The sequence below is a fragment of the Pseudomonas sp. IT-P176 genome (assembly GCF_949767245.1).
Lineage (GTDB): Bacteria > Pseudomonadota > Gammaproteobacteria > Pseudomonadales > Pseudomonadaceae > Aquipseudomonas.
Genome location: NZ_CATKPN010000034.1, coordinates 1 through 20,491 on the forward strand (window position 1 = coordinate 1; position 20,491 = coordinate 20,491).

18 protein-coding genes and 1 tRNA gene are annotated in these 20,491 nt (G+C 61.1%); 15 read left to right on the forward strand and 4 right to left on the reverse strand.

Annotated features, from left to right (window positions below; translation table 11 throughout):
* The first annotated feature begins 148 nt into the window (after window positions 1–148).
* The 15 genes from ACM6IP_RS05600 (at window position 149) to nuoN (ending at window position 18,202) form a co-directional block, all read left to right on the forward strand.
* Window positions 149–886: a secretin N-terminal domain-containing protein gene (locus ACM6IP_RS05600; RefSeq protein ID WP_159996940.1), complete on the forward strand. Its 738-nt coding sequence runs from the start codon at window positions 149–151 to the stop codon at window positions 884–886.
* A gap of 496 nt (window positions 887–1,382) precedes the next feature.
* The gene (gene aceA / locus ACM6IP_RS05605; protein WP_008032724.1) at window positions 1,383–2,708 is read left to right on the forward strand and encodes an isocitrate lyase; all 1,326 of its coding nucleotides are present in this window, start codon (window positions 1,383–1,385) and stop codon (window positions 2,706–2,708) included.
* A gap of 556 nt (window positions 2,709–3,264) precedes the next feature.
* Window positions 3,265–3,678, forward strand: coding sequence for an NADH-quinone oxidoreductase subunit A (locus ACM6IP_RS05610; RefSeq protein ID WP_007905050.1), 414 nt, complete (start codon window positions 3,265–3,267; stop codon window positions 3,676–3,678).
* A gap of 10 nt (window positions 3,679–3,688) precedes the next feature.
* Window positions 3,689–4,363, forward strand: a complete 675-nt coding sequence (locus ACM6IP_RS05615) for a NuoB/complex I 20 kDa subunit family protein (RefSeq protein WP_093421209.1) — start codon at window positions 3,689–3,691, stop codon at window positions 4,361–4,363.
* A gap of 72 nt (window positions 4,364–4,435) precedes the next feature.
* A complete protein-coding gene (nuoC, locus tag ACM6IP_RS05620) occupies window positions 4,436–6,220 on the forward strand; it encodes an NADH-quinone oxidoreductase subunit C/D (RefSeq protein ID WP_095165240.1) in 1,785 nt (594 codons plus the stop codon).
* A gap of 2 nt (window positions 6,221–6,222) precedes the next feature.
* Window positions 6,223–6,720 (forward strand): NADH-quinone oxidoreductase subunit NuoE, encoded by a 498-nt coding sequence (gene nuoE, locus ACM6IP_RS05625; protein WP_008020715.1) that lies wholly within the window; start codon window positions 6,223–6,225, stop codon window positions 6,718–6,720.
* Entirely contained in the window at window positions 6,717–8,072 is a 1,356-nt protein-coding gene (gene nuoF / locus ACM6IP_RS05630; protein ID WP_414861132.1) for an NADH-quinone oxidoreductase subunit NuoF, read from the forward strand. The genes nuoE and nuoF overlap by 4 nt, the downstream gene beginning before the upstream one ends.
* Before the next feature lie 136 nt (window positions 8,073–8,208).
* Window positions 8,209–10,923 carry an NADH-quinone oxidoreductase subunit NuoG gene (nuoG, locus tag ACM6IP_RS05635; protein WP_095165242.1) on the forward strand — a complete coding sequence of 905 codons (2,715 nt, stop codon included), beginning with the start codon at window positions 8,209–8,211 and terminating at the stop codon, window positions 10,921–10,923.
* Window positions 10,920–11,927, forward strand: a complete 1,008-nt coding sequence (gene nuoH / locus ACM6IP_RS05640) for an NADH-quinone oxidoreductase subunit NuoH (protein ID WP_095165243.1) — start codon at window positions 10,920–10,922, stop codon at window positions 11,925–11,927. The genes nuoG and nuoH overlap by 4 nt, the downstream gene beginning before the upstream one ends.
* A gap of 11 nt (window positions 11,928–11,938) precedes the next feature.
* Complete coding sequence (gene nuoI / locus ACM6IP_RS05645) at window positions 11,939–12,487, forward strand: NADH-quinone oxidoreductase subunit NuoI (protein WP_042559871.1); 549 nt, start codon at window positions 11,939–11,941, stop codon at window positions 12,485–12,487.
* A gap of 9 nt (window positions 12,488–12,496) precedes the next feature.
* Window positions 12,497–12,997: an NADH-quinone oxidoreductase subunit J gene (gene nuoJ, locus ACM6IP_RS05650; protein WP_095165244.1), complete on the forward strand. Its 501-nt coding sequence runs from the start codon at window positions 12,497–12,499 to the stop codon at window positions 12,995–12,997.
* Window positions 12,998–13,000: 3 nt separating this feature from the next.
* Window positions 13,001–13,309 (forward strand): NADH-quinone oxidoreductase subunit NuoK, encoded by a 309-nt coding sequence (gene nuoK / locus ACM6IP_RS05655; protein ID WP_093421177.1) that lies wholly within the window; start codon window positions 13,001–13,003, stop codon window positions 13,307–13,309.
* On the forward strand, window positions 13,306–15,159 hold the full coding sequence (gene nuoL / locus ACM6IP_RS05660; RefSeq protein WP_159996946.1) for an NADH-quinone oxidoreductase subunit L: 1,854 nt from the start codon (window positions 13,306–13,308) through the stop codon (window positions 15,157–15,159). Before nuoK ends, nuoL begins: the two co-directional genes overlap by 4 nt.
* A 39-nt stretch (window positions 15,160–15,198) precedes the next feature.
* A complete protein-coding gene (gene nuoM / locus ACM6IP_RS05665; RefSeq protein WP_159996948.1) occupies window positions 15,199–16,731 on the forward strand; it encodes an NADH-quinone oxidoreductase subunit M in 1,533 nt (510 codons plus the stop codon).
* Between the two features lie 7 nt (window positions 16,732–16,738).
* Window positions 16,739–18,202: an NADH-quinone oxidoreductase subunit NuoN gene (gene nuoN, locus ACM6IP_RS05670; RefSeq protein WP_159996950.1), complete on the forward strand. Its 1,464-nt coding sequence runs from the start codon at window positions 16,739–16,741 to the stop codon at window positions 18,200–18,202.
* Between the two features lie 70 nt (window positions 18,203–18,272).
* Here nuoN and ACM6IP_RS05675 read toward each other — a convergent pair whose 3' ends face one another.
* The 4 genes from ACM6IP_RS05675 to ACM6IP_RS05690 form a co-directional block, all read right to left on the reverse strand.
* The gene (locus tag ACM6IP_RS05675; protein ID WP_159996952.1) at window positions 18,273–18,710 is read right to left on the reverse strand and encodes an acyl-CoA thioesterase; all 438 of its coding nucleotides are present in this window, start codon (window positions 18,708–18,710) and stop codon (window positions 18,273–18,275) included.
* Between the two features lie 48 nt (window positions 18,711–18,758).
* Entirely contained in the window at window positions 18,759–19,592 is an 834-nt protein-coding gene (locus ACM6IP_RS05680) for an alpha/beta fold hydrolase (protein ID WP_159996954.1), read from the reverse strand.
* 29 nt (window positions 19,593–19,621) lie between these two features.
* On the reverse strand, window positions 19,622–20,161 hold the full coding sequence (locus tag ACM6IP_RS05685; protein WP_159996956.1) for a TetR/AcrR family transcriptional regulator: 540 nt from the start codon (window positions 20,159–20,161) through the stop codon (window positions 19,622–19,624).
* A 180-nt stretch (window positions 20,162–20,341) separates the two neighbouring features.
* Window positions 20,342–20,417: transfer RNA gene (locus ACM6IP_RS05690), tRNA-Glu, on the reverse strand.
* Window positions 20,418–20,491: the final 74 nt, after the last annotated feature.

The following is a 20,491-nucleotide window of genomic DNA, read 5'->3' on the forward strand; positions in this document are numbered from 1 at the left end:
CGCTTGCCCGCGATAGCACTATCAGAACCACCCAGAACGCCCCGCCATCCAACGATGCCGGGGCGTTTTGCTGTCGACGATTCAACTTGCTCCACCGCAGGCCGACAAACTGGCACTATCAAGACACTTGAATGCGGAGATAACGGATATGTCCCTACGCGCCCTGCTCACCACCCTGCTGCTCGGCTGCAGCTTTGCGGCCATGGCGGCGACCGAAGTGGTGCCGCTCAACCACCGCACCAGCGCCGACCTGCTCCCCGTGGCACAGAATTTCATCGGCAAGGACGGCACCGTCAGCGCCTATGGCAATCAACTGATTGTCAACGCAGATCCCGCCAGGATCGACGAACTTAAGGCCCTGCTTAGCCAGCTCGACACCGCGCCAAAACGCCTGCTGATCACCGTCGACACCAACCAGAACAACCAGCAGGACAGCAGCGACCAGCAGACTCAGATAATCAGCTACAGCACCGCCAGTCGCGAAGGCGGCATCCAGCAGATCCAGGCCAGCGAAGGCGTGCCGGCACTGATCCAGACCGGCCAGAGCGTCCCGCTCACCAGCACCGGGACCGACACTTACGGCCGCCTGCAAAGCCAGACCGAATACCGCAATGTCACCCAGGGTTTTTACGTGACCGCCAGCGTCACCGGCGAAACCGTGCACCTGGCCATCAGCACCAACCGTGACCGCATGAGCCAGGAACGTCCCGATGTAGTGAATGTGCAAAGCACCGACACAAGTGTCAGCGGCCGCCTGGGCCAATGGATCACCCTGGCCGGGATCAACCGCCAGACCCAGGCCGATAAACAGGGCATGACCCGTACCTATGGGACCCAAGGCCGGGATGACCTGAGCTTGCGGGTGAAAGTCGATACCTTGGACTAACTCACCGAAAACTGACTGATTAGTCGTATTAGACCAAAGATGTAGTGCTTGAAAAAAAGCACTACAAAACGTTTGACGAGGCAAAAAAGCAAAGGCATGATGGCCTCGCTCCCGCTAATCAGAGGCCCTGGCAAGGGCCTTCGAAGCGTTGCTTGCAACTACCCTGCGAGCCGTTTCGTGTCTGTACCGCCCACAAGGTGTGTTTGACGAGGTTGCCGACTGGAACGAAGTTGTCCCGAGGGACGGAAGCGTAAATAGGTAACCCGGCACACCACTGATGTTCGCACCAGGCCCACGACGCCCGAATGCGCCCGACAGCTCGCCCTTACCTGCTCAGCCTCCATCCTCGAGCTCATCGTTCATCCCGTCGCCACCCCCGCCAAACCCGCCTTGACCGGCCAAGCTTCTGGTCAGCGAGCAGCCTGTTACGCCTTTTGACACGCGTACCCGGCAAACGGAATTTTCCACCAAGACCTATGCGACGAGGTTTATCTCCATGGCACTGACACGCGAACAGCAAATTGCAGCCCTCGAAAAAGACTGGGCTGAAAACCCACGCTGGAAAGGCGTGACACGCGCTTACTCCGCTGCTGACGTCGTCCGCCTGCGCGGCTCGGTTCAACCTGAGCACACCTTTGCAAAACTGGGCGCCGAGAAGCTGTGGAACCTGGTGACCCAGGGCGCCAAGCCGTCCTTCCGCCCTGAGAAAGATTTCGTCAACTGCATGGGCGCCCTGACCGGCGGCCAGGCTGTACAACAAGTCAAAGCCGGTATCCAGGCGATCTACCTGTCTGGCTGGCAAGTGGCTGCGGACAACAACTCCGCCGAATCGATGTACCCAGACCAGTCGCTGTACCCGGTTGACTCGGTACCGACCGTGGTCAAGCGCATCAACAACTCGTTCCGTCGTGCTGACCAGATCCAGTGGAAAGCCGGCAAAGGCCCGGGCGACGAAGGCTACATCGACTACTTCGCACCCATCGTGGCTGACGCTGAAGCTGGTTTCGGCGGCGTCCTGAACGCCTACGAGCTGATGAAGAGCATGATCGAGGCAGGCGCTGCCGGCGTTCACTTCGAAGACCAACTGGCTTCCGTGAAAAAATGCGGGCACATGGGCGGCAAGGTACTGGTTCCTACCCAGGAAGCTGTACAGAAGCTGACCGCTGCTCGTCTGGCAGCTGACGTCGCCGGTACTCCGACCATCATCCTGGCCCGTACCGACGCTAACGCCGCTGACCTGCTGACTTCCGACTGCGACCCGTACGACCAGCCATTCGTGACTGGCGAACGCACCCAGGAAGGCTTCTACAAAGTGCGCGCCGGCCTGGACCAGGCCATCGCTCGCGGCCTGGCTTACGCTCCGTACGCCGACCTGATCTGGTGCGAAACCGCCAAGCCGGACCTGGACGAAGCTCGTCGCTTCGCTGAAGCGATCAAGAAGGAATACCCGGACCAACTGCTGTCGTACAACTGCTCGCCTTCCTTCAACTGGAAGAAAAACCTGGACGACGCGACCATCGCCAAGTTCCAGCGCGAACTGTCCGCCATGGGCTACAAGCACCAGTTCATCACCCTGGCTGGCATTCACAACATGTGGCACAGCATGTTCAACCTGGCGCACGACTACGCCCGCAACGACATGACTGCCTACGTGAAGCTGCAAGAGCAGGAATTCGCTGACGCTGCCAAAGGCTATACCTTCGTGGCGCACCAGCAGGAAGTGGGCACTGGCTACTTCGACGACATGACCACCGTGATCCAGGGCGGCTCGTCTTCGGTGACCGCACTGACCGGCTCCACCGAAGAAGAACAGTTCCACTGATCGCCTTCGCCTTGAGCACACGGCCATCGCAGACCTGGTAGAAAGCTAACTGCAATGCCGAAAATCTGACGCCCCGACTGGTTCGGGGCGTTTTTTTTGCGTGGGATCCCACGAACACCGTGCGCGCCCCTCCCACAGGACGCATGAAGCAAAACATTGATCCAGAGCGGTGTCGGCAATGGTCAAAACGGTTAAAACCTGCCCCCGGGCAACTTGCTGTAGCAGGCAAGTAACCGTAACTTTGCGCTTACCCGGCCGTGGAATAGTTTAAAAACCGCCACAAATAATATTGATTATCATTCAACTCAAACTATATTCATTGCAACAGCCACAAAACATAATTAACAAAACCCCGGCTAATGCCCGTACCGCACGGGCTGCAGGGCCTCGCAGGTGCGCTATGTCCTTATTCCTATAAATAATTTCGCTATAGGAATTTTACTTGCACGGTGTTTAGCCATAAAATCACCGCGATTGATTGCGCTGCGACATATCGTCACTGCTTTATTTCTTTATCAAGCTCAGAGACCCTTGCTCTCTGTTAAGGATTACCAGCATGCCCGAAGCGACAGGACTCATGGCCCACAACTGGGGCTTTGCCATTTTCCTTCTGGGTGTCGGCGGCCTTTGTGCCTTCATGCTCGGCGTCTCCAGCCTCCTCGGGTCAAAAGCCTGGGGCCGCAGCAAAAACGAACCGTTCGAGTCCGGCATGCTACCTACAGGTGGCGCCCGCTTGCGGCTCTCAGCCAAATTCTATCTGGTCGCGATGTTGTTCGTGATCTTCGATATCGAAGCCCTCTTTCTCTTTGCATGGTCTGTGTCCGTCCGCGAAAGCGGCTGGACCGGATTCGTCGAAGCTCTCGTTTTCATAGCAATTCTGTTGGCAGGTCTTGTCTACCTATTTCGAGTGGGCGCCCTTGACTGGGCTCCGGAAGCTCGTCGTAAGCGGCAGGCGAAGCTGAAACAATGAGGCTTTGGCAATGCAATACAATCTCACCAGGATCGACCCGGATGCTCCTAACGAGCAGTACCCGATCGGCGAGCGGGAAACCGTTTCCGATCCGTTAGAAGATCAAGTCCACAAAAACATCTACATGGGCAAGCTCGAAGACGTGCTGAACGGCGCGGTCAACTGGGGACGTAAGAACTCCCTGTGGCCGTACAACTTCGGCCTTTCGTGCTGCTACGTGGAAATGACCACTGCCTTCACGGCGCCCCACGACATCGCGCGCTTTGGCGCCGAGGTTATCCGGGCATCGCCGCGCCAGGCGGATTTCATGGTTATCGCCGGTACCTGCTTCATCAAGATGGCGCCGATCATTCAGCGTCTCTACGAGCAAATGCTCGAGCCGAAGTGGGTAATCTCCATGGGCTCGTGCGCCAACTCCGGTGGCATGTACGACATCTACTCCGTGGTTCAGGGAGTGGACAAGTTCCTGCCCGTGGACGTCTACGTGCCTGGCTGCCCGCCCCGCCCTGAAGCTTTCCTGCAAGGCCTGATGCTGCTGCAGGAGTCGATTGGCCAAGAGCGTCGCCCGCTTTCCTGGGTCGTCGGCGATCAAGGCGTGTACCGCGCCGAGATGCCTTCGCAAAAGGAACAGCGCCGCGAACAGCGAATCGCAGTCACCAACCTGCGCAGCCCCGACGAAGTCTGATCCAGATCTGTTCCTGCAAAGAAACCGAAAACTGGCTTCATTCTTTACGTTGACCGAAAGCGATAAATAACCATGACTACAGGCAGTGCTCTGTACATCCCGCCTTACAAGGCAGACGACCAGGATGTGGTCGTCGAACTGAACAACCGCTTTGGCCCTGAGGCATTCACTGCCCAGCCTACCCGCACCGGCATGCCGGTGCTTTGGGTTGCCCGTGCCAAACTCGTCGAAGTCCTGACCTTCCTGCGCAACCTGCCCAAGCCGTACGTCATGCTCTATGACCTGCATGGCGTGGACGAGCGTCTGCGCACCAAGCGTCAAGGGCTGCCTGGCGGCGTCGACTTCACCGTGTTCTACCACCTGATGTCGATCGAACGTAATAGTGACGTAATGATCAAGGTCGCCTTGTCCGAGAGCGACCTCAGCGTGCCGTCCGTCACCAGCATCTGGCCCAACGCCAACTGGTACGAACGTGAAGTCTGGGACATGTACGGCATCGACTTCAAAGGTCACCCGCACCTGTCGCGCATCATGATGCCGCCGACCTGGGAAGGTCACCCGCTGCGCAAGGACTTCCCGGCCCGCGCCACCGAGTTCGACCCGTTCAGCCTGACCCTGGCCAAGCAACAGCTTGAGGAAGAAGCCGCGCGCTTCAAGCCTGAAGACTGGGGCATGAAACGTTCCGGGGCGAATGAGGACTACATGTTCCTCAACCTGGGTCCCAACCACCCTTCGGCTCACGGTGCGTTCCGCATCATCCTGCAGCTGGACGGCGAAGAGATCGTCGACTGCGTACCGGACATCGGCTACCACCACCGTGGTGCCGAGAAAATGGCCGAGCGTCAGTCCTGGCACAGCTTCATCCCGTACACCGACCGTATCGACTACCTCGGCGGCGTGATGAACAACCTGCCGTACGTGCTCTCGGTCGAGAAGCTGGCCGGCATCAAGGTGCCCGAGAAGGTCGACGTCATCCGCATCATGATGGCCGAGTTCTTCCGGATCACCAGCCACCTGCTGTTCCTGGGTACCTACATCCAGGACGTCGGCGCCATGACCCCGGTGTTCTTCACCTTCACCGACCGCCAGAAGGCGTACACGGTGATCGAAGCCATTACCGGCTTTCGCCTGCACCCGGCCTGGTACCGCATCGGCGGTGTCGCCCACGACCTGCCACGCGGCTGGGAAAAACTGGTCAAGGACTTCGTTGAATGGCTGCCAAAGCGCCTCGACGAGTACACCAAGGCCGCCCTGCAGAACAGCATCCTCAAGGGTCGGACCATCGGCGTCGCTGCCTACAACACCAAAGAGGCCCTGGAATGGGGCGTCACCGGTGCCGGCCTGCGTTCCACCGGTTGCGATTTCGACCTGCGCAAGGCGCGTCCGTACTCGGGCTACGAGAACTTCGAGTTCGAAGTCCCGCTGGCAGCCAATGGCGATGCCTACGACCGCTGCATGGTGCGCGTCGAAGAAATGCGCCAGAGCATCAAGATCATCGACCAGTGCATGCGCAACATGCCGGAAGGCCCGTACAAGGCGGATCACCCGCTGACCACGCCGCCGCCTAAAGAGCGCACGCTGCAGCACATCGAGACCCTGATCACGCACTTCCTGCAAGTTTCGTGGGGCCCGGTGATGCCGGCCAACGAATCCTTCCAGATGATCGAAGCGACCAAGGGCATCAACAGTTACTACCTGACGAGCGACGGCGGCACCATGAGCTACCGCACCCGGATTCGTACTCCAAGCTTCCCGCACCTGCAGCAGATCCCTTCGGTGATCAAAGGCAGCATGGTCGCGGACTTGATTGCGTACCTGGGTAGTATCGACTTCGTTATGGCCGACGTGGACCGCTAAGCATGAACAGCACGCTTATCCAGACAGACCGTTTCACCTTGAGTGAAACCGAGCGCTCGGCCATCGAGCACGAGTTGCATCACTACGAAGACCCGCGCGCGGCGTCGATCGAAGCCCTGAAGATCGTCCAGAAGGAACGTGGCTGGGTGCCCGATGGCGCCCTGTACGCCATCGGCGAGATCCTCGGCATCCCGGCCAGCGACGTTGAAGGCGTGGCGACGTTCTACAGCCAGATCTTCCGCCAGCCAGTGGGCCGCCACATCATTCGCGTCTGCGACAGCATGGTCTGCTACATCGGCGGCCATGAGTCGGTGGTCAGTGAAATCCAGAGCAAACTGGGGATCGGCCTCGGCCAGACCACTGCCGACGGTCGTTTCACCTTGCTGCCTGTCTGCTGCCTCGGCAACTGCGACAAGGCGCCGGCGTTGATGATCGACGACGACACTTTCGGTGACGTACAGCCTGCTGGCGTTGCCAAACTGTTGGAGGGCTACGTATGACCCTGACTTCCTTCGGCCCGGCCAACCGCATCAAGCGCTCGGCAGAGACCCATCCGCTGACCTGGCGCCTGCGTGACGACGGCGAGGCTGTATGGCTCGACGAGTACCAGGCCAAGAACGGTTACGCCGCGGCACGCAAGGCCTTCGCCGACATGGCCCAGGACGACATCGTCCAGACCGTGAAAGACGCCGGCCTCAAGGGTCGCGGTGGCGCGGGCTTCCCCACGGGTGTGAAGTGGGGCCTGATGCCAAAAGACGAATCCATCAACATCCGCTACCTGCTGTGCAACGCGGATGAAATGGAGCCCAACACCTGGAAAGACCGCATGCTGATGGAGCAACTGCCCCATCTGCTGATCGAAGGCATGCTGATCAGCGCCCGCGCGCTGAAAACCTACCGTGGCTACATCTTCCTGCGTGGCGAGTACACCACCGCCGCCAAGCACCTCAACCGTGCCGTGGAAGAAGCCAAGGCCGCTGGCCTGCTGGGTAAAAACATTCTGGGCTCAGGCTTCGACTTCGAGCTGTTCGTGCACACCGGCGCCGGGCGTTACATCTGCGGTGAAGAAACCGCACTGATCAACTCCCTCGAAGGCCGTCGCGCCAACCCGCGCTCCAAGCCACCCTTCCCTGCCGCCGTAGGTGTGTGGGGCAAGCCGACCTGCGTGAACAACGTTGAAACCCTGTGCAACGTGCCGGCGATCATTGCCGACGGCGTGGACTGGTACAAATCGTTGTCCCGCGAAGGCAGCGAAGACATGGGCACCAAGCTCATGGGCTTCTCCGGCAAGGTCAAGAACCCGGGCCTGTGGGAGCTGCCATTCGGCGTTACCGGCCGCGAACTGTTCGAAGACTACGCGGGCGGCATGCGCGATGGCTTCAAGCTCAAGGCCTGGCAGCCAGGCGGCGCCGGTACCGGCTTCTTGCTGCCGGAACACCTGGACGCACAAATGTACGCCGGCGGCATCGCCAAGGTGGGCACCCGTATGGGTACCGGCCTGGCCATGGCGGTGGACGACAGCGTCAACATGGTGTCCCTGCTGCGCAACATGGAACAGTTCTTCGCCCGTGAGTCGTGCGGTTTCTGCACCCCTTGCCGCGATGGCTTGCCATGGAGCGTCAAGCTGCTGATGGCTATCGAGAAAGGCGAAGGCCAGCCCGGTGACATCGAGACCCTGCTGGGTCTGGTCGGCTTCCTCGGCCCAGGCAAGACCTTCTGTGCTCACGCACCGGGTGCCGTGGAGCCATTGGGCAGCGCTATCAAATACTTCCGTCCAGAGTTCGAAGCCGGCATCGCGCCTATCAGCGCCGCCGTCCCGCCCCTGGCAAGGCCGATCGTAGTCGGCGCGTAACGCTTAACAAGGCGAAGGGTCCGTGCCCTTCGCCTTCTCGTGTGATGACGCCGCCCGCGGCTGTTTTGACTCACGCGAATGACAAGATTCCATTAGCCACGCCCGCTGACACCGGGCCAACGAAGAACTTTGAACCATGGCCACTATCCACGTAGACGGCAAAGCGCTCGAAGTCGACGGGGCAGACAACCTGTTACAGGCATGTCTGTCGCTAGGCCTCGATATTCCTTACTTCTGCTGGCACCCCGCCCTTGGCAGCGTTGGCGCTTGCCGCCAGTGCGCGGTCAAGCAGTACACCGACGAGAACGACACCCGCGGTCGTATCGTCATGTCCTGCATGACCCCTGCCACCGATGGCACCTGGATCTCCATCGACGATGAAGAGTCCAAGGCCTTTCGCGCCAGCGTTGTTGAATGGCTGATGACCAACCACCCTCACGACTGCCCGGTCTGTGAGGAAGGCGGTCACTGCCACCTGCAAGACATGACGGTAATGACCGGCCACAACGAGCGCCGTTACCGCTTCACCAAGCGTACCCACCAGAACCAGCAACTGGGCCCGTTCATTTCCCACGAGATGAACCGCTGCATCGCCTGCTACCGCTGCGTGCGCTTCTATAAAGACTACGCCGGCGGCACCGACCTGGGCGTGTTCGGCGCCCACGACAACGTGTACTTCGGTCGCGTTGAAGACGGCACCCTGGAAAGCGAGTTCTCCGGCAACCTCACCGAGGTCTGCCCGACCGGTGTGTTCACCGACAAGACTCACTCCGAGCGCTACAACCGCAAGTGGGACATGCAGTTCTCGCCGAGCATCTGCCATGGCTGCTCCAGCGGTTGCAACATCTCCCCGGGTGAGCGCTACGGCGAACTGCGACGCATCGAGAACCGTTTCAACGGTTCGGTGAACCAGTACTTCCTGTGCGACCGTGGCCGTTTCGGTTATGGCTACGTCAACCGCGAAGACCGCCCGCGTCAGCCTCTGCTGGCCAATGGTGCCAAGCTGAGCCTCGACGAAGCGCTGGATAAAGCCGCCGACCTGCTGCGCGGTCGCAACATCGTCGGTATCGGTTCGCCGCGGGCCAGCCTCGAAAGCAACTACGCGTTGCGCGAGCTGGTCGGCGCCGAGCACTTCTACAGCGGTATCGAAGCCGCTGAGCTGGAGCGTATTCGCCTGGTCCTGCAAGTGCTGAACGACAGCCCGCTGCCAGTGCCGAACATGCGTGACATCGAAGACCACGACGCGATCTTCGTCCTCGGTGAAGACCTGACCCAGACCGCCGCCCGCATGGCGCTGTCCCTGCGTCAATCGGTCAAGGGCAAGGCTGAAGACATGGCCGACGCCATGCGCGTCCAGCCTTGGCTCGACGCCGCCGTGAAGAACATCGGCCAGCACGCGCTGAACCCGCTGTTCATCGCCAGCATCGCTGAGACCAAGCTCGACGACATCGCCGAAGAGTGCGTACACGCCGCGCCCGACGACCTGGCCCGCATCGGTTTTGCCGTGGCTCACGCCCTCGACGCCAGCGCTCCAGCCGTTGAAGGCCTGGACAGCGAAGCCCTCGAACTGGCCAAGCGCATCGCCGACGCCCTGCTCGCGGCCAAGCGTCCATTGATCATTGCCGGTACCTCGTTGGGTTCCAAGGCGCTGATCGAAGCTGCCGCGAACATCGCCAAGGCGCTGAAGCTGCGCGAGAAGAACGGCTCCATCAGCCTGATCGTGCCAGAGGCCAACAGCCTCGGCCTGGCCATGCTCGGTGGCGAATCGGTCGATGCAGCCCTGCAAGCAGTCATCGACGGCCAGGCCGACGCCATCGTCGTACTGGAAAACGACCTGTACACCCGCACCACCAAGGCCAAGGTCGATGCAGCGCTGAGCGCCGCGAAAGTAGTGATCGTCGCTGACCATCAGAAGACCGCCACCAGTGATCGCGCGCACCTGGTCCTGCCAGCTGCCAGCTTCGCCGAAGGCGATGGCACCCTCGTCAGCCAGGAAGGTCGCGCCCAGCGCTTCTTCCAGGTGTTCGATCCGAAGTACATGGACGCCAGCATCCTGGTCCACGAAGGCTGGCGCTGGCTGCACGCCCTGCGCGCCACCCTGCTGAACCAGCCAATCGACTGGACCCAGCTCGACCACGTGACCGCTGCCGTCGCTTCCAGCACGCCGCAACTGGCACGCATCGTCGATGCCGCCCCGTCCGCCGCGTTCCGCATCAAGGGCATGAAACTCGCCCGTGAGCCGCTGCGTTACTCCGGCCGGACCGCCATGCGCGCCGACATCAGCGTGCACGAGCCGCGCACCCCGCAAGACAACGACACCGCGTTCGCCTTCTCCATGGAAGGTTACTCGGGTTCGGTCGAGCCGCGTCAGCAAGTGCCATTCGCCTGGTCCCCGGGCTGGAACTCGCCGCAAGCCTGGAACAAGTTCCAGGACGAAGTCGGTGGTCACATCCGCGCTGGCGACCCAGGCACCCGCCTGATCGAAAGCACAGGTGATGCGCTGAACTGGTTCGCCAATGTGCCTCGCGCCTTCAACCCGGCCCAGGGTACCTGGCAGGTCGTGCCGTTCTTCCACCTGCTCGGCAGCGAAGAGAACTCTTCCAAGGCCGCCCCGGTACAAGAACGCATTCCCGCGGCCTACGTGGCGCTGGCCAAGTCCGAAGCCGATCGCCTGGGGGTCAACGATGGCGCCCTGCTGAGCCTGAACGTGGCCGGCCAGACCCTGCGTCTGCCACTGCGCATCAATGAGCAGCTGGGTGCTGGCCTGGTGGCCTTGCCTGCCGGCCTGGCTGGCATTCCACCAGCGATCGCAGGCTTTTCCGTTGACGGTCTGCAGGAGGCAGCGCAATGACCTGGTTCACCCCTGAAGTGATCGACACCATCATCGCGGTCGTCAAGGCCCTGGTGGTGATGCTGGCCGTGGTGGTTGCAGGTGCCCTGCTCAGCTTCGTCGAACGTCGCCTGCTGGGCTGGTGGCAGGACCGTTATGGTCCGAACCGCGTTGGCCCGTTCGGCATGTTCCAGATCGCCGCCGACATGCTCAAGATGTTCTTCAAGGAAGACTGGACCCCGCCGTTTGCCGACAAGGTGATTTTCACCCTGGCACCGGTCGTGGCCATGAGCGCCTTGCTGATCGCCTTCGCGATCATCCCGATCACCCCGACCTGGGGTGTGGCGGACCTGAACATCGGCCTGCTGTTCTTCTTCGCCATGGCCGGCCTTTCGGTCTACGCGGTGCTGTTCGCCGGCTGGTCGAGCAACAACAAGTTCGCCCTGCTGGGTGCCTTGCGTGCCTCGGCCCAGACCGTGTCCTACGAAGTGTTCATGGGCCTTGCGCTCATGGGCATCGTGGTTCAGGTCGGCTCGTTCAACATGCGCGACATCGTCGAGTACCAGGCGCAGAACCTGTGGTTCATCATTCCGCAGTTCTTCGGTTTCTGTACCTTCTTCGTTGCTGGCGTCGCCGTGACTCACCGTCACCCGTTCGACCAGCCGGAAGCAGAACAGGAACTGGCCGACGGTTACCACATCGAATATGCCGGCATGAAGTGGGGCATGTTCTTCGTCGGCGAGTACATCGGCATCATCCTGATCTCGGCGCTGCTGGTCACCCTGTTCTTCGGTGGCTGGCACGGTCCGTTCGGCATCCTGCCGCAACTGGCTTTCTTCTGGTTCGCATTGAAGACCGCGTTCTTCATCATGCTGTTCATCCTGCTGCGCGCTTCGATTCCGCGCCCGCGTTATGACCAGGTGATGGATTTCAGCTGGAAATTCTGCCTGCCGCTGACCCTGATCAATTTGCTGGTGACCGCTGCGGTTGTGTTGTTGAACACGCCTGCGGGCGCGGTTCAGTGAGGATTTGACCCATGTTCAAATATATTGGCGACATCGTTAAGGGTACTGGTACCCAGTTGCGCAGCCTGATCATGGTTTTCGGCCATGGCTTTCGCAAGCGCGACACCCTGCAATACCCGGAAGAGGCGGTGTACCTGCCGCCTCGCTACCGTGGCCGTATCGTCCTGACCCGCGACCCCGATGGTGAAGAGCGTTGTGTAGCCTGCAACCTGTGCGCCGTGGCCTGCCCGGTCGGCTGCATCTCGCTGCAGAAAGCTGAAACCGAAGACGGTCGCTGGTACCCGGACTTCTTCCGTATCAACTTCTCGCGCTGCATTTTCTGCGGCCTGTGCGAAGAAGCCTGCCCGACCACCGCGATCCAGCTCACGCCGGATTTCGAAATGGCCGAGTTCAAGCGTCAGGACCTGGTTTACGAGAAAGAAGATCTGCTGATCTCCGGTCCCGGTAAAAACCCTGACTACAACTTCTATCGTGTTGCAGGTATGGCCATTGCCGGTAAGCCAAAAGGCTCCGCACAAAATGAAGCCGAGCCGATCAACGTGAAGAGCTTGCTGCCTTAAGGAAGAAAGATGGAATTCGCTTTCTATTTCGCATCGGGTATCGCGGTGGTGTCCACGCTTCGTGTGATCACCAACACCAACCCTGTGCACGCCCTGCTCTACCTGATTATTTCGCTGATCGCCGTGGCGATGACCTTCTTCAGCCTCGGTGCGCCATTTGCCGGGGTCCTGGAAGTGATTGCCTACGCCGGCGCCATCATGGTGCTGTTCGTGTTCGTGGTGATGATGCTGAACCTGGGCCCGGCCGCGGTTCAGCAGGAACGTGTCTGGCTCAAGCCCGGTATCTGGCTGGGCCCGGTCGTGCTCGCTGCGCTGCTGTTGGCTGAACTGCTGTACGTACTGTTCAGCCACTCCAGCGGCGCTGCCATTGGTCTTACCACCGTGGACGCCAAGGCCGTGGGCATCAGCCTGTTCGGTCCTTACCTGCTGGTGGTCGAACTCGCCTCGATGCTGCTGCTCGCTGCAGCCGTCACGGCGTTCCATTTGGGCCGCAACGAGGCGAAGGAGTAATTCATGCCTGCTATCCCTTTAGAGCATGGACTGGCTGTCGCCGGCATCCTGTTCTGCCTCGGCCTGGTCGGCCTGATGGTCCGCCGCAACATTCTTTTCGTGTTGATGAGCCTGGAAGTGATGATGAACGCCGCTGCCCTGGCATTCATCGTTGCCGGTGCACGTTGGGGCCAGCCGGATGGACAAGTCATGTTCATCCTGGTGATCAGCCTGGCAGCCGCCGAGGCCAGTATCGGCCTGGCGATCCTGCTGCAACTGTATCGCCGCTTCCACACGCTCGATATCGACGCTGCCAGTGAGATGCGCGGATGAACCTACTCTTCCTGACTTTCGTATTCCCCCTGATCGGGTTCCTGCTGCTGTCGTTCTCCCGCGGACGCATCTCGGAAAACCTCGCGGCGCTGATCGGTGTCGGCTCCATCGGCCTCTCGGCGATCGTCACTGCCTACGTGATCTGGCAGTTCAACGTCGCACCGCCTGAAGGCGGCCACTACACCCAGGTGTTGTGGCAGTGGATGGCGGTGGAAGGCTTCACCCCCAACTTCGCCCTGTACCTGGATGGCCTGTCGGTCACCATGCTTGGCGTAGTAGTGGGCGTGGGCTTCCTGATCCACCTGTTCGCGTCCTGGTACATGCGCGGTGAAGCCGGCTACTCGCGCTTCTTCGCCTACACCAACCTGTTTATCGCCAGCATGCTGTTCCTGGTGCTGGGCGATAACCTGCTGTTCCTGTACTTCGGTTGGGAAGGCGTGGGCCTGTGCTCCTACCTGTTGATCGGTTTCTACTACAGCAACCGCAACAACGGTAACGCAGCACTCAAGGCGTTCATCGTCACCCGTATCGGCGACGTGTTCATGGCCATCGGCCTGTTCATCCTGTTCCAACAGGTGGGCACGCTGAACATCCAGGAACTGCTGGTGCTGGCACCGCAGAAATTCCAGGCTGGCGACTTCTGGATCGTGTTGGCGACCCTGATGCTGCTGGGTGGCGCGGTCGGTAAATCGGCTCAGTTGCCGCTGCAAACCTGGTTGGCGGACGCAATGGCCGGCCCAACCCCGGTTTCGGCACTGATCCACGCCGCGACCATGGTGACCGCCGGTGTCTACCTGATTGCCCGTACCCACGGCCTGTTTGCCCTGGCACCGGACATCCTGCAACTGGTCGGCATCGTCGGCGGTGTGACCCTGGTGCTGGCGGGTTTCGCCGCCCTGGTCCAGACCGACATCAAGCGTATCCTCGCCTACTCGACCATGAGCCAGATCGGCTACATGTTCCTGGCCCTGGGCGTCGGTGCCTGGGATGGCGCGATCTTCCACCTGATGACCCACGCCTTCTTCAAGGCGCTGCTGTTCCTCGCATCCGGTGCGGTGATCGTGGCCTGCCACCACGAGCAGAACATCTTCAAGATGGGCGGCCTGTGGAAAAAGCTGCCACTGGCGTACGCCAGCTTCATCGTTGGCGGCGCGGCCCTCGCGGCCCTGCCACTGGTTACCGCAGGTTTCTACTCGAAAGACGAAATCCTCTGGGAAGCCTTTGCCAGCGGCAACCACGCCCTGCTGTACGCAGGCCTGGTGGGTGCATTCATGACCTCGCTGTACACCTTCCGCCTGATCTTCATCGCGTTCCACGGTGAAGCGAAGACCGAAGCCCACGCCGGCCACGGCATTGCCCACTGGCTGCCACTGTCGGTGCTGATCGTACTGTCGACCGCCATTGGCGCGATGATCGTGCCGCCACTGCACGGTGTGCTGCCGCAAAGCGTCGGGCATGCCGGTGGCGAAGCCAAGCACAGCCTGGAAATCGCCTCGGGCGCCATCGCCCTGTCCGGTATCCTGCTGGCCGCGCTGCTGTTCCTGGGCAAGCGTCGGTTTGTCACGGCCATCGCCAACAGCGGCATCGGCCGTCTGCTCTCGGCCTGGTGGTTCGCCGCCTGGGGCTTCGACTGGATCTACGACAAGCTGTTCGTCAAGCCGTACCTGGCGATCAGCCATCTGCTGCGCAAAGACCCGTTCGACCAAACCATCGGTTTGATCCCGCGTCTGGCCAAAGGGGGTCACAACTCCCTGAGCCGCACCGAGACGGGTCAACTGCGTTGGTACGCCGCCTCGATGGCTGCTGGTGCCGTGCTGGTAATCGGCGCCATCGTGCTGGTAGCGGTCTGATATGAACCTTGCGAATTTGCGAAAGGAAACGAGCCCGTCATGATTCTGCCTTGGCTAATCCTGATCCCCTTCATCGGCGGCCTGCTGTGCTGGATGGGTGAGCGCTTCGGCGCCACCCTCCCTCGCTGGATTGCGCTGTTGACCATGACCCTGGAACTCGCCCTCGGCCTCTGGCTGTGGGCCCATGGTGACTATTCATTTGCTCCGGCACCTGGTGCCGATCCGACCTGGGCGCTTGAGTTCAAGCATGTCTGGATCGAGCGTTTTGGCATCAACGTGCACCTGGCCCTCGACGGCCTGTCGCTGTTGATGATCCTGCTGACCGGCCTGCTGGGTATCCTCTCGGTACTCTGCTCCTGGAAAGAGATTCAGCGTCACGTGGGTTTCTTCCACCTGAACCTGATGTGGATCCTGGGCGGCGTTGTCGGCGTGTTCCTCGCCCTCGACCTGTTCATGTTCTTCTTCTTCTGGGAAATGATGCTGGTGCCGATGTACTTCCTCATCGCGCTCTGGGGTCACAGTTCTTCGGACGGCAAGAAAACCCGGATCTACGCGGCGACCAAGTTCTTCATCTTCACTCAGGCTTCCGGCCTGATCATGCTGGTGGCGATCCTCGGTCTGGTCCTGGTCAACTTCAACAGCACGGGCGTGATTACGTTCAACTACGCCGACCTGCTGAAAACCAAGATGTCGATGACCACCGAGTACATCCTGATGCTCGGCTTCTTCATCGCCTTCGCGGTCAAGCTGCCCGTGGTGCCGTTCCACTCCTGGCTGCCTGACGCTCACGCCCAGGCACCGACCGCAGGTTCCGTCGACCTCGCCGGTATCTTGCTGAAAACCGCGGCCTACGGCCTGCTGCGTTTCGCCCTGCCGCTGTTCCCGAACGCCTCGGCCGAGTTCGCGCCGATCGCCATGGCCCTGGGCCTGGTCGGGATCTTCTACGGTGCGTTCCTGGCATTTGCCCAGACCGACATCAAGCGCCTGATCGCGTTCTCCAGCGTTTCGCACATGGGCTTCGTGCTGATCGGTATCTACTCCGGCAGCCAGTTGGCCCTGCAAGGCGCGGTGATCCAGATGCTTGCCCACGGCCTGTCCGCGGCGGCACTGTTTATCCTCAGCGGCCAGTTGTACGAGCGTACCCACACCCGCGACATGCGTGAAATGGGTGGCCTGTGGTCGAAGATCGCCTACCTGCCGGCCATCAGCCTGTTCTTCGCAGCCGCCTCCCTGGGCCTGCCGGGTACCGGCAACTTCGTCGGTGAGTTCCTGATCCTGATCGGCACCTTCGCCAGTGCGCCATGGATCACCGCAATTGCCACCTCCGGCCTGGTGTTCGGTTCGGTCTACTCGCTGATCATGATCCACCGTGCCTACTTCGGCCCGTCCAAGTCGGACGCGGTGCTGCACGGTATGGATGCTCGCGAACTGATCATGGTGCTCGGCCTTGCGGTACTGCTGATCTACCTCGGCGTCTACCCGCAACCGTTCCTCGATACCTCTGCTGCGACGATGCATGGTGTGCAGCAATGGCTCGGTACCGCCTTCACTCAACTCGCTTCGGCCCGGTAAGAGCGCTATGGAATTCACGATTCAACACTTTATCGCGCTAGCGCCACTGTTGATCACCAGCCTCACCGTGATTGTGGTGATGCTGGCTATCGCATGGCGCCGCAACCACTCACAGACGTTCCTGCTCTCGGTGGCGGGTCTTAACCTGGCCTTGCTGTCTATCCTGCCGGCACTCAAGGTCGCGCCGCTGGTCGTCACCCCGCTGATGCTGGTCGACAACTTCGCGCTGCTGTACATCGCACTGATCCTCGTGGCGACCCTGGCCTGCGTCACCCTCGCCCACGCCTACCTCGGCGAAGGCGGCACTGGCTACCCGGGCAACCGCGAAGAGCTGTACCTGCTGATCCTGCTGGCTGCGGCCGGCGGTATCGTGCTGGTCAGCGCGCAACACCTGGCCGGCTTGTTCATCGGCCTGGAACTGCTCTCGGTACCGGTCTACGGTCTGGTGGCGTATGCCTTCTTCAACAAGCGCTCGCTGGAAGCCGGCATCAAGTACATGGTGCTGTCGGCCGCCGGTTCCGCGTTCCTGTTGTTCGGCATGGCGCTGCTCTATGCCGATGCTGGCAGCCTGAGCTTCAGCGGTATCGGTCACGCCCTGGCCGCCAGCGGCGCAGCCAGCCCGCTGGCGCAATTGGGCATGGCGATGATGCTGGTGGGCCTGGCGTTCAAATTGTCCCTGGTGCCTTTCCACTTGTGGACGCCGGACGTGTACGAAGGTGCTCCGGCCCCTGTCGCCGCGTTCCTGGCGACTGCCTCGAAAGTCGCAGTGTTTGCGGTCATGGTGCGTCTGTTCCAGATCTCCCCAGCCGCCAACACCGCCGTGCTGAGCAACGTCCTGACCGTGATCGCGATTGCCTCGATCCTGTTCGGTAACCTGTTGGCACTGACCCAGAGCAACCTCAAGCGTCTGCTGGGTTACTCCTCCATTGCCCACTTCGGCTACCTGCTGATCGCCCTGGTGGCGAGCAAGGGCCTGGCCCTGGAAGCCATCGGCGTGTACCTGGTCACCTACGTGATCACCAGCCTCGGCGCGTTCGGCGTGATCACCCTGATGTCCTCGCCGTACAAAGGCCGTGACGCCGACGCCCTGTACGAGTATCGCGGCCTGTTCTGGCGCCGTCCGTACCTGACCGCCGTGCTGACCGTGATGATGCTGTCCCTGGCCGGCATCCCGCTGACCGCAGGCTTCATCGGCAAGTTCTACATCATTGCCACTGGTGTCGAAGCGCACCAATGGTGGCTGGTCGGCTCGCTGGTGCTGGGTAGCGCCATCGGCGTGTTCTACTACCTGCGCGTGATGGTTACCCTGTTCCTGATCGAGCCTAACCTGCGCCGCGTCGACGCTCAGCTGCACTGGGAGCAAAAGGCTGGTGGCGTGATGCTGCTGGCCATCGCCGCCCTGGCGTTCTTCCTGGGCGTCTACCCGCAACCGTTGCTGACCCTGGTCCAGCAAGCCGGCCTGGCGGGCTGATCGCTCAAGCGAATCGCAGCAACAAAAAAACGGCACCCTCGGGTGCCGTTTTTGCATTTCATCAATCCGTTCAGGCGCGAGCGTGCAACGCCGGGCCGTAGCCTTCAATGAACTCTGCGGGCATGCGCTTGGGCTTGCCGCTGGACAGTTCAATACAGACAAAGGTGGTTTGCGCGCGCAGCAGGGTCGCGTTGTCACTGGGGCGAACCAACTGGAAATGCCGGGTCATTTTCAGGCGCTGGTCCCAGTCGACGATCCAGGTCGCCAACTGCAACTCGTCACCTTCATAGGCCGCTGCCAGGTAATCGATCTCGTGGCGCACCACGGCCATGGCCCGGTCCAGCCGCCGATACTCCACCAGGTCCAGCCCCAGGCGCTGTGAGTGGCGCCAGGCGCAGCGCTCGAGCCAGGTGACATACACCGCGTTATTGGCGTGTCCCAGCCCGTCGATGTCCTCTGCGGCCACCTGCAGGTCAATCACAAAGGGTGTTGCCCGATCCCAGCCCATGCCTCACTCCCGGTCCGCTTATTCGACCGGGAGCAGTGTAACGGATGATCAGGCCGATTGCCGCGCCTGCAGGCTGCTACCCGCGAGCAATCCCAGCACCCCTTCGATCACTCGCGGGTCGGCCAGCACCCGTTGGTGACCGCCCTCCTCCAGGCGCAGCAGGCGACTGTCGAACCAGGCTTCGTGGATCAGCTGCGACTCGCTCACCGGGACAAAGGTGTCGTCCTCGGCATGCACAATCAATCCGGGCATATCCAATTGATAGTGGGCGACATCGAGCCTTGAAGCCTGCATGCCGACATCCTGCTCGACCTTGCGGATAAACGCCGAGCGCGCACGCGGTGGCAAACCGAAGTAGCGGGCAAAACCACGCAGCACGCCAAGAATCCGCGCCGGTGCCGCGATGCTCACCAGGGTCTGTGTACGCAGCCCCAACTGCACCGCAAGCATTGCACTGGCGCCGCCCATGGAGTGGCCGACCACCCCTTGCAGCGGCGGCAACTCGGCCGCCGCTTCGAGCATGGCGCGGGCAAACAGTACGACGTTGGCCTCGCGTCCCGGCGAACGACCGTGGGCAGGACCGTCCAGGGCAATCACCGTATAACCGGCGTCCACCAGGGCGCTGATCAGGCTGGCGAACTGGGTCGGCCGCCCTTCCCAACCATGCATCAGCAACACTGCCGGGCCCTGGCCCCAGCGCAAGGCCGAGAGCCCAAAGCGCAAGGTAATGCGCTCGGCACTGGCCAGCAGCGGCATCTCCCAGTCACGGGGTGGCAATTCACGCGGCGTCATGAACACCTGACGCATCTTGTTCGCAATCAACTTCGGCGCCACCCAGCCCAACGTGCCGTTAACGCCGCGAACCCAACTCAAGGTGTTCATCGCTCATCTCCAAAGGCCAACGCTTCAGGTCACAGCACCGCCGACTTGGCGGCACGCAGCAATCGATCAGACAACTCACCGGCTCCCAGCGCTCGCGCCAGGGCCAGGCCTCCCACCATCAGCGCCAGGTCCGCGAGGACCTTATCGGCGTCTTCCGGGCTGCTGGCCAACTGCGCGACCATCAGCTCGACGTGCTCGTTCAAGGCCACCCGGAAGTCATCCGGCAGGCGACCCAACTCCCCCACCGACGCCGGAATCGGACAGGCGTTTTCGGTGGAGTCGCGGTGTTTGCGCGACAGGTAGAACGCCGCGACCAACGCCCGGCGCTCTTCCCCGGTCAGCTCGGCATCCATGTCGGCGATCAACGCCCGACGCTGGCCGAGCAACTGGGTGAAGGCTTCCAGCATCATTGCGTCCTTGCTTTCGAAGTGCGCATAGAAGCCGCCGACGGTCAGGCCGGCCGCACCCATCACTTCGCCCACGCTCGGTTCCGCCGGGCCACGTTGAATCAGCGCAGAGCTGGCGGCCTGGAGAATGCGTTCACGGGTTTGAGCTTTTTTGTCGTTCATCGTTGCCTCCGAATATTACGATGGAAATATTATTCTCATAATAAATTTACGCAAGGGCTGGATTTGACCGTTGGTCAGAAGAGCAGAGAGGGTATGGGGGAATTGGCCAAACGCCAGACAAACAAAAGGGCCATTCAATAATTGAATGACCCTTATAAAATCCCGCAGAGCGGGTAATCGTGGCGTCCCCTAGGGGACTCGAACCCCTGTTACCGCCGTGAAAGGGCGGTGTCCTAGGCCACTAGACGAAGGGGACGCAAACCCTTCTATACACTGATCAGCGCTGAGTACTGATCGCTTCAAGGCCGGTGTGGCCAGACCTTGAAGTGT

Bases quoted from the DNA above. Each gene is read 5' to 3' on its own strand.
- ACM6IP_RS05600 (WP_159996940.1), top strand. From the start codon at position 149: ATGTCCCTACGCGCCCTGCTCACCACCCTGCTGCTCGGCTGCAGCTTT.
- aceA (WP_008032724.1), top strand. From the start codon at position 1,383: ATGGCACTGACACGCGAACAGCAAATTGCAGCCCTCGAAAAAGACTGG.
- ACM6IP_RS05610 (WP_007905050.1), top strand. From the start codon at position 3,265: ATGCCCGAAGCGACAGGACTCATGGCCCACAACTGGGGCTTTGCCATT.
- ACM6IP_RS05615 (WP_093421209.1), top strand. From the start codon at position 3,689: ATGCAATACAATCTCACCAGGATCGACCCGGATGCTCCTAACGAGCAG.
- nuoC (WP_095165240.1), top strand. From the start codon at position 4,436: ATGACTACAGGCAGTGCTCTGTACATCCCGCCTTACAAGGCAGACGAC.
- nuoE (WP_008020715.1), top strand. From the start codon at position 6,223: ATGAACAGCACGCTTATCCAGACAGACCGTTTCACCTTGAGTGAAACC.
- nuoF (WP_414861132.1), top strand. From the start codon at position 6,717: ATGACCCTGACTTCCTTCGGCCCGGCCAACCGCATCAAGCGCTCGGCA.
- nuoG (WP_095165242.1), top strand. From the start codon at position 8,209: ATGGCCACTATCCACGTAGACGGCAAAGCGCTCGAAGTCGACGGGGCA.
- nuoH (WP_095165243.1), top strand. From the start codon at position 10,920: ATGACCTGGTTCACCCCTGAAGTGATCGACACCATCATCGCGGTCGTC.
- nuoI (WP_042559871.1), top strand. From the start codon at position 11,939: ATGTTCAAATATATTGGCGACATCGTTAAGGGTACTGGTACCCAGTTG.
- nuoJ (WP_095165244.1), top strand. From the start codon at position 12,497: ATGGAATTCGCTTTCTATTTCGCATCGGGTATCGCGGTGGTGTCCACG.
- nuoK (WP_093421177.1), top strand. From the start codon at position 13,001: ATGCCTGCTATCCCTTTAGAGCATGGACTGGCTGTCGCCGGCATCCTG.
- nuoL (WP_159996946.1), top strand. From the start codon at position 13,306: ATGAACCTACTCTTCCTGACTTTCGTATTCCCCCTGATCGGGTTCCTG.
- nuoM (WP_159996948.1), top strand. From the start codon at position 15,199: ATGATTCTGCCTTGGCTAATCCTGATCCCCTTCATCGGCGGCCTGCTG.
- nuoN (WP_159996950.1), top strand. From the start codon at position 16,739: ATGGAATTCACGATTCAACACTTTATCGCGCTAGCGCCACTGTTGATC.
- ACM6IP_RS05675 (WP_159996952.1), bottom strand. From the start codon at position 18,710: ATGGGCTGGGATCGGGCAACACCCTTTGTGATTGACCTGCAGGTGGCC.
- ACM6IP_RS05680 (WP_159996954.1), bottom strand. From the start codon at position 19,592: ATGAACACCTTGAGTTGGGTTCGCGGCGTTAACGGCACGTTGGGCTGG.
- ACM6IP_RS05685 (WP_159996956.1), bottom strand. From the start codon at position 20,161: ATGAACGACAAAAAAGCTCAAACCCGTGAACGCATTCTCCAGGCCGCC.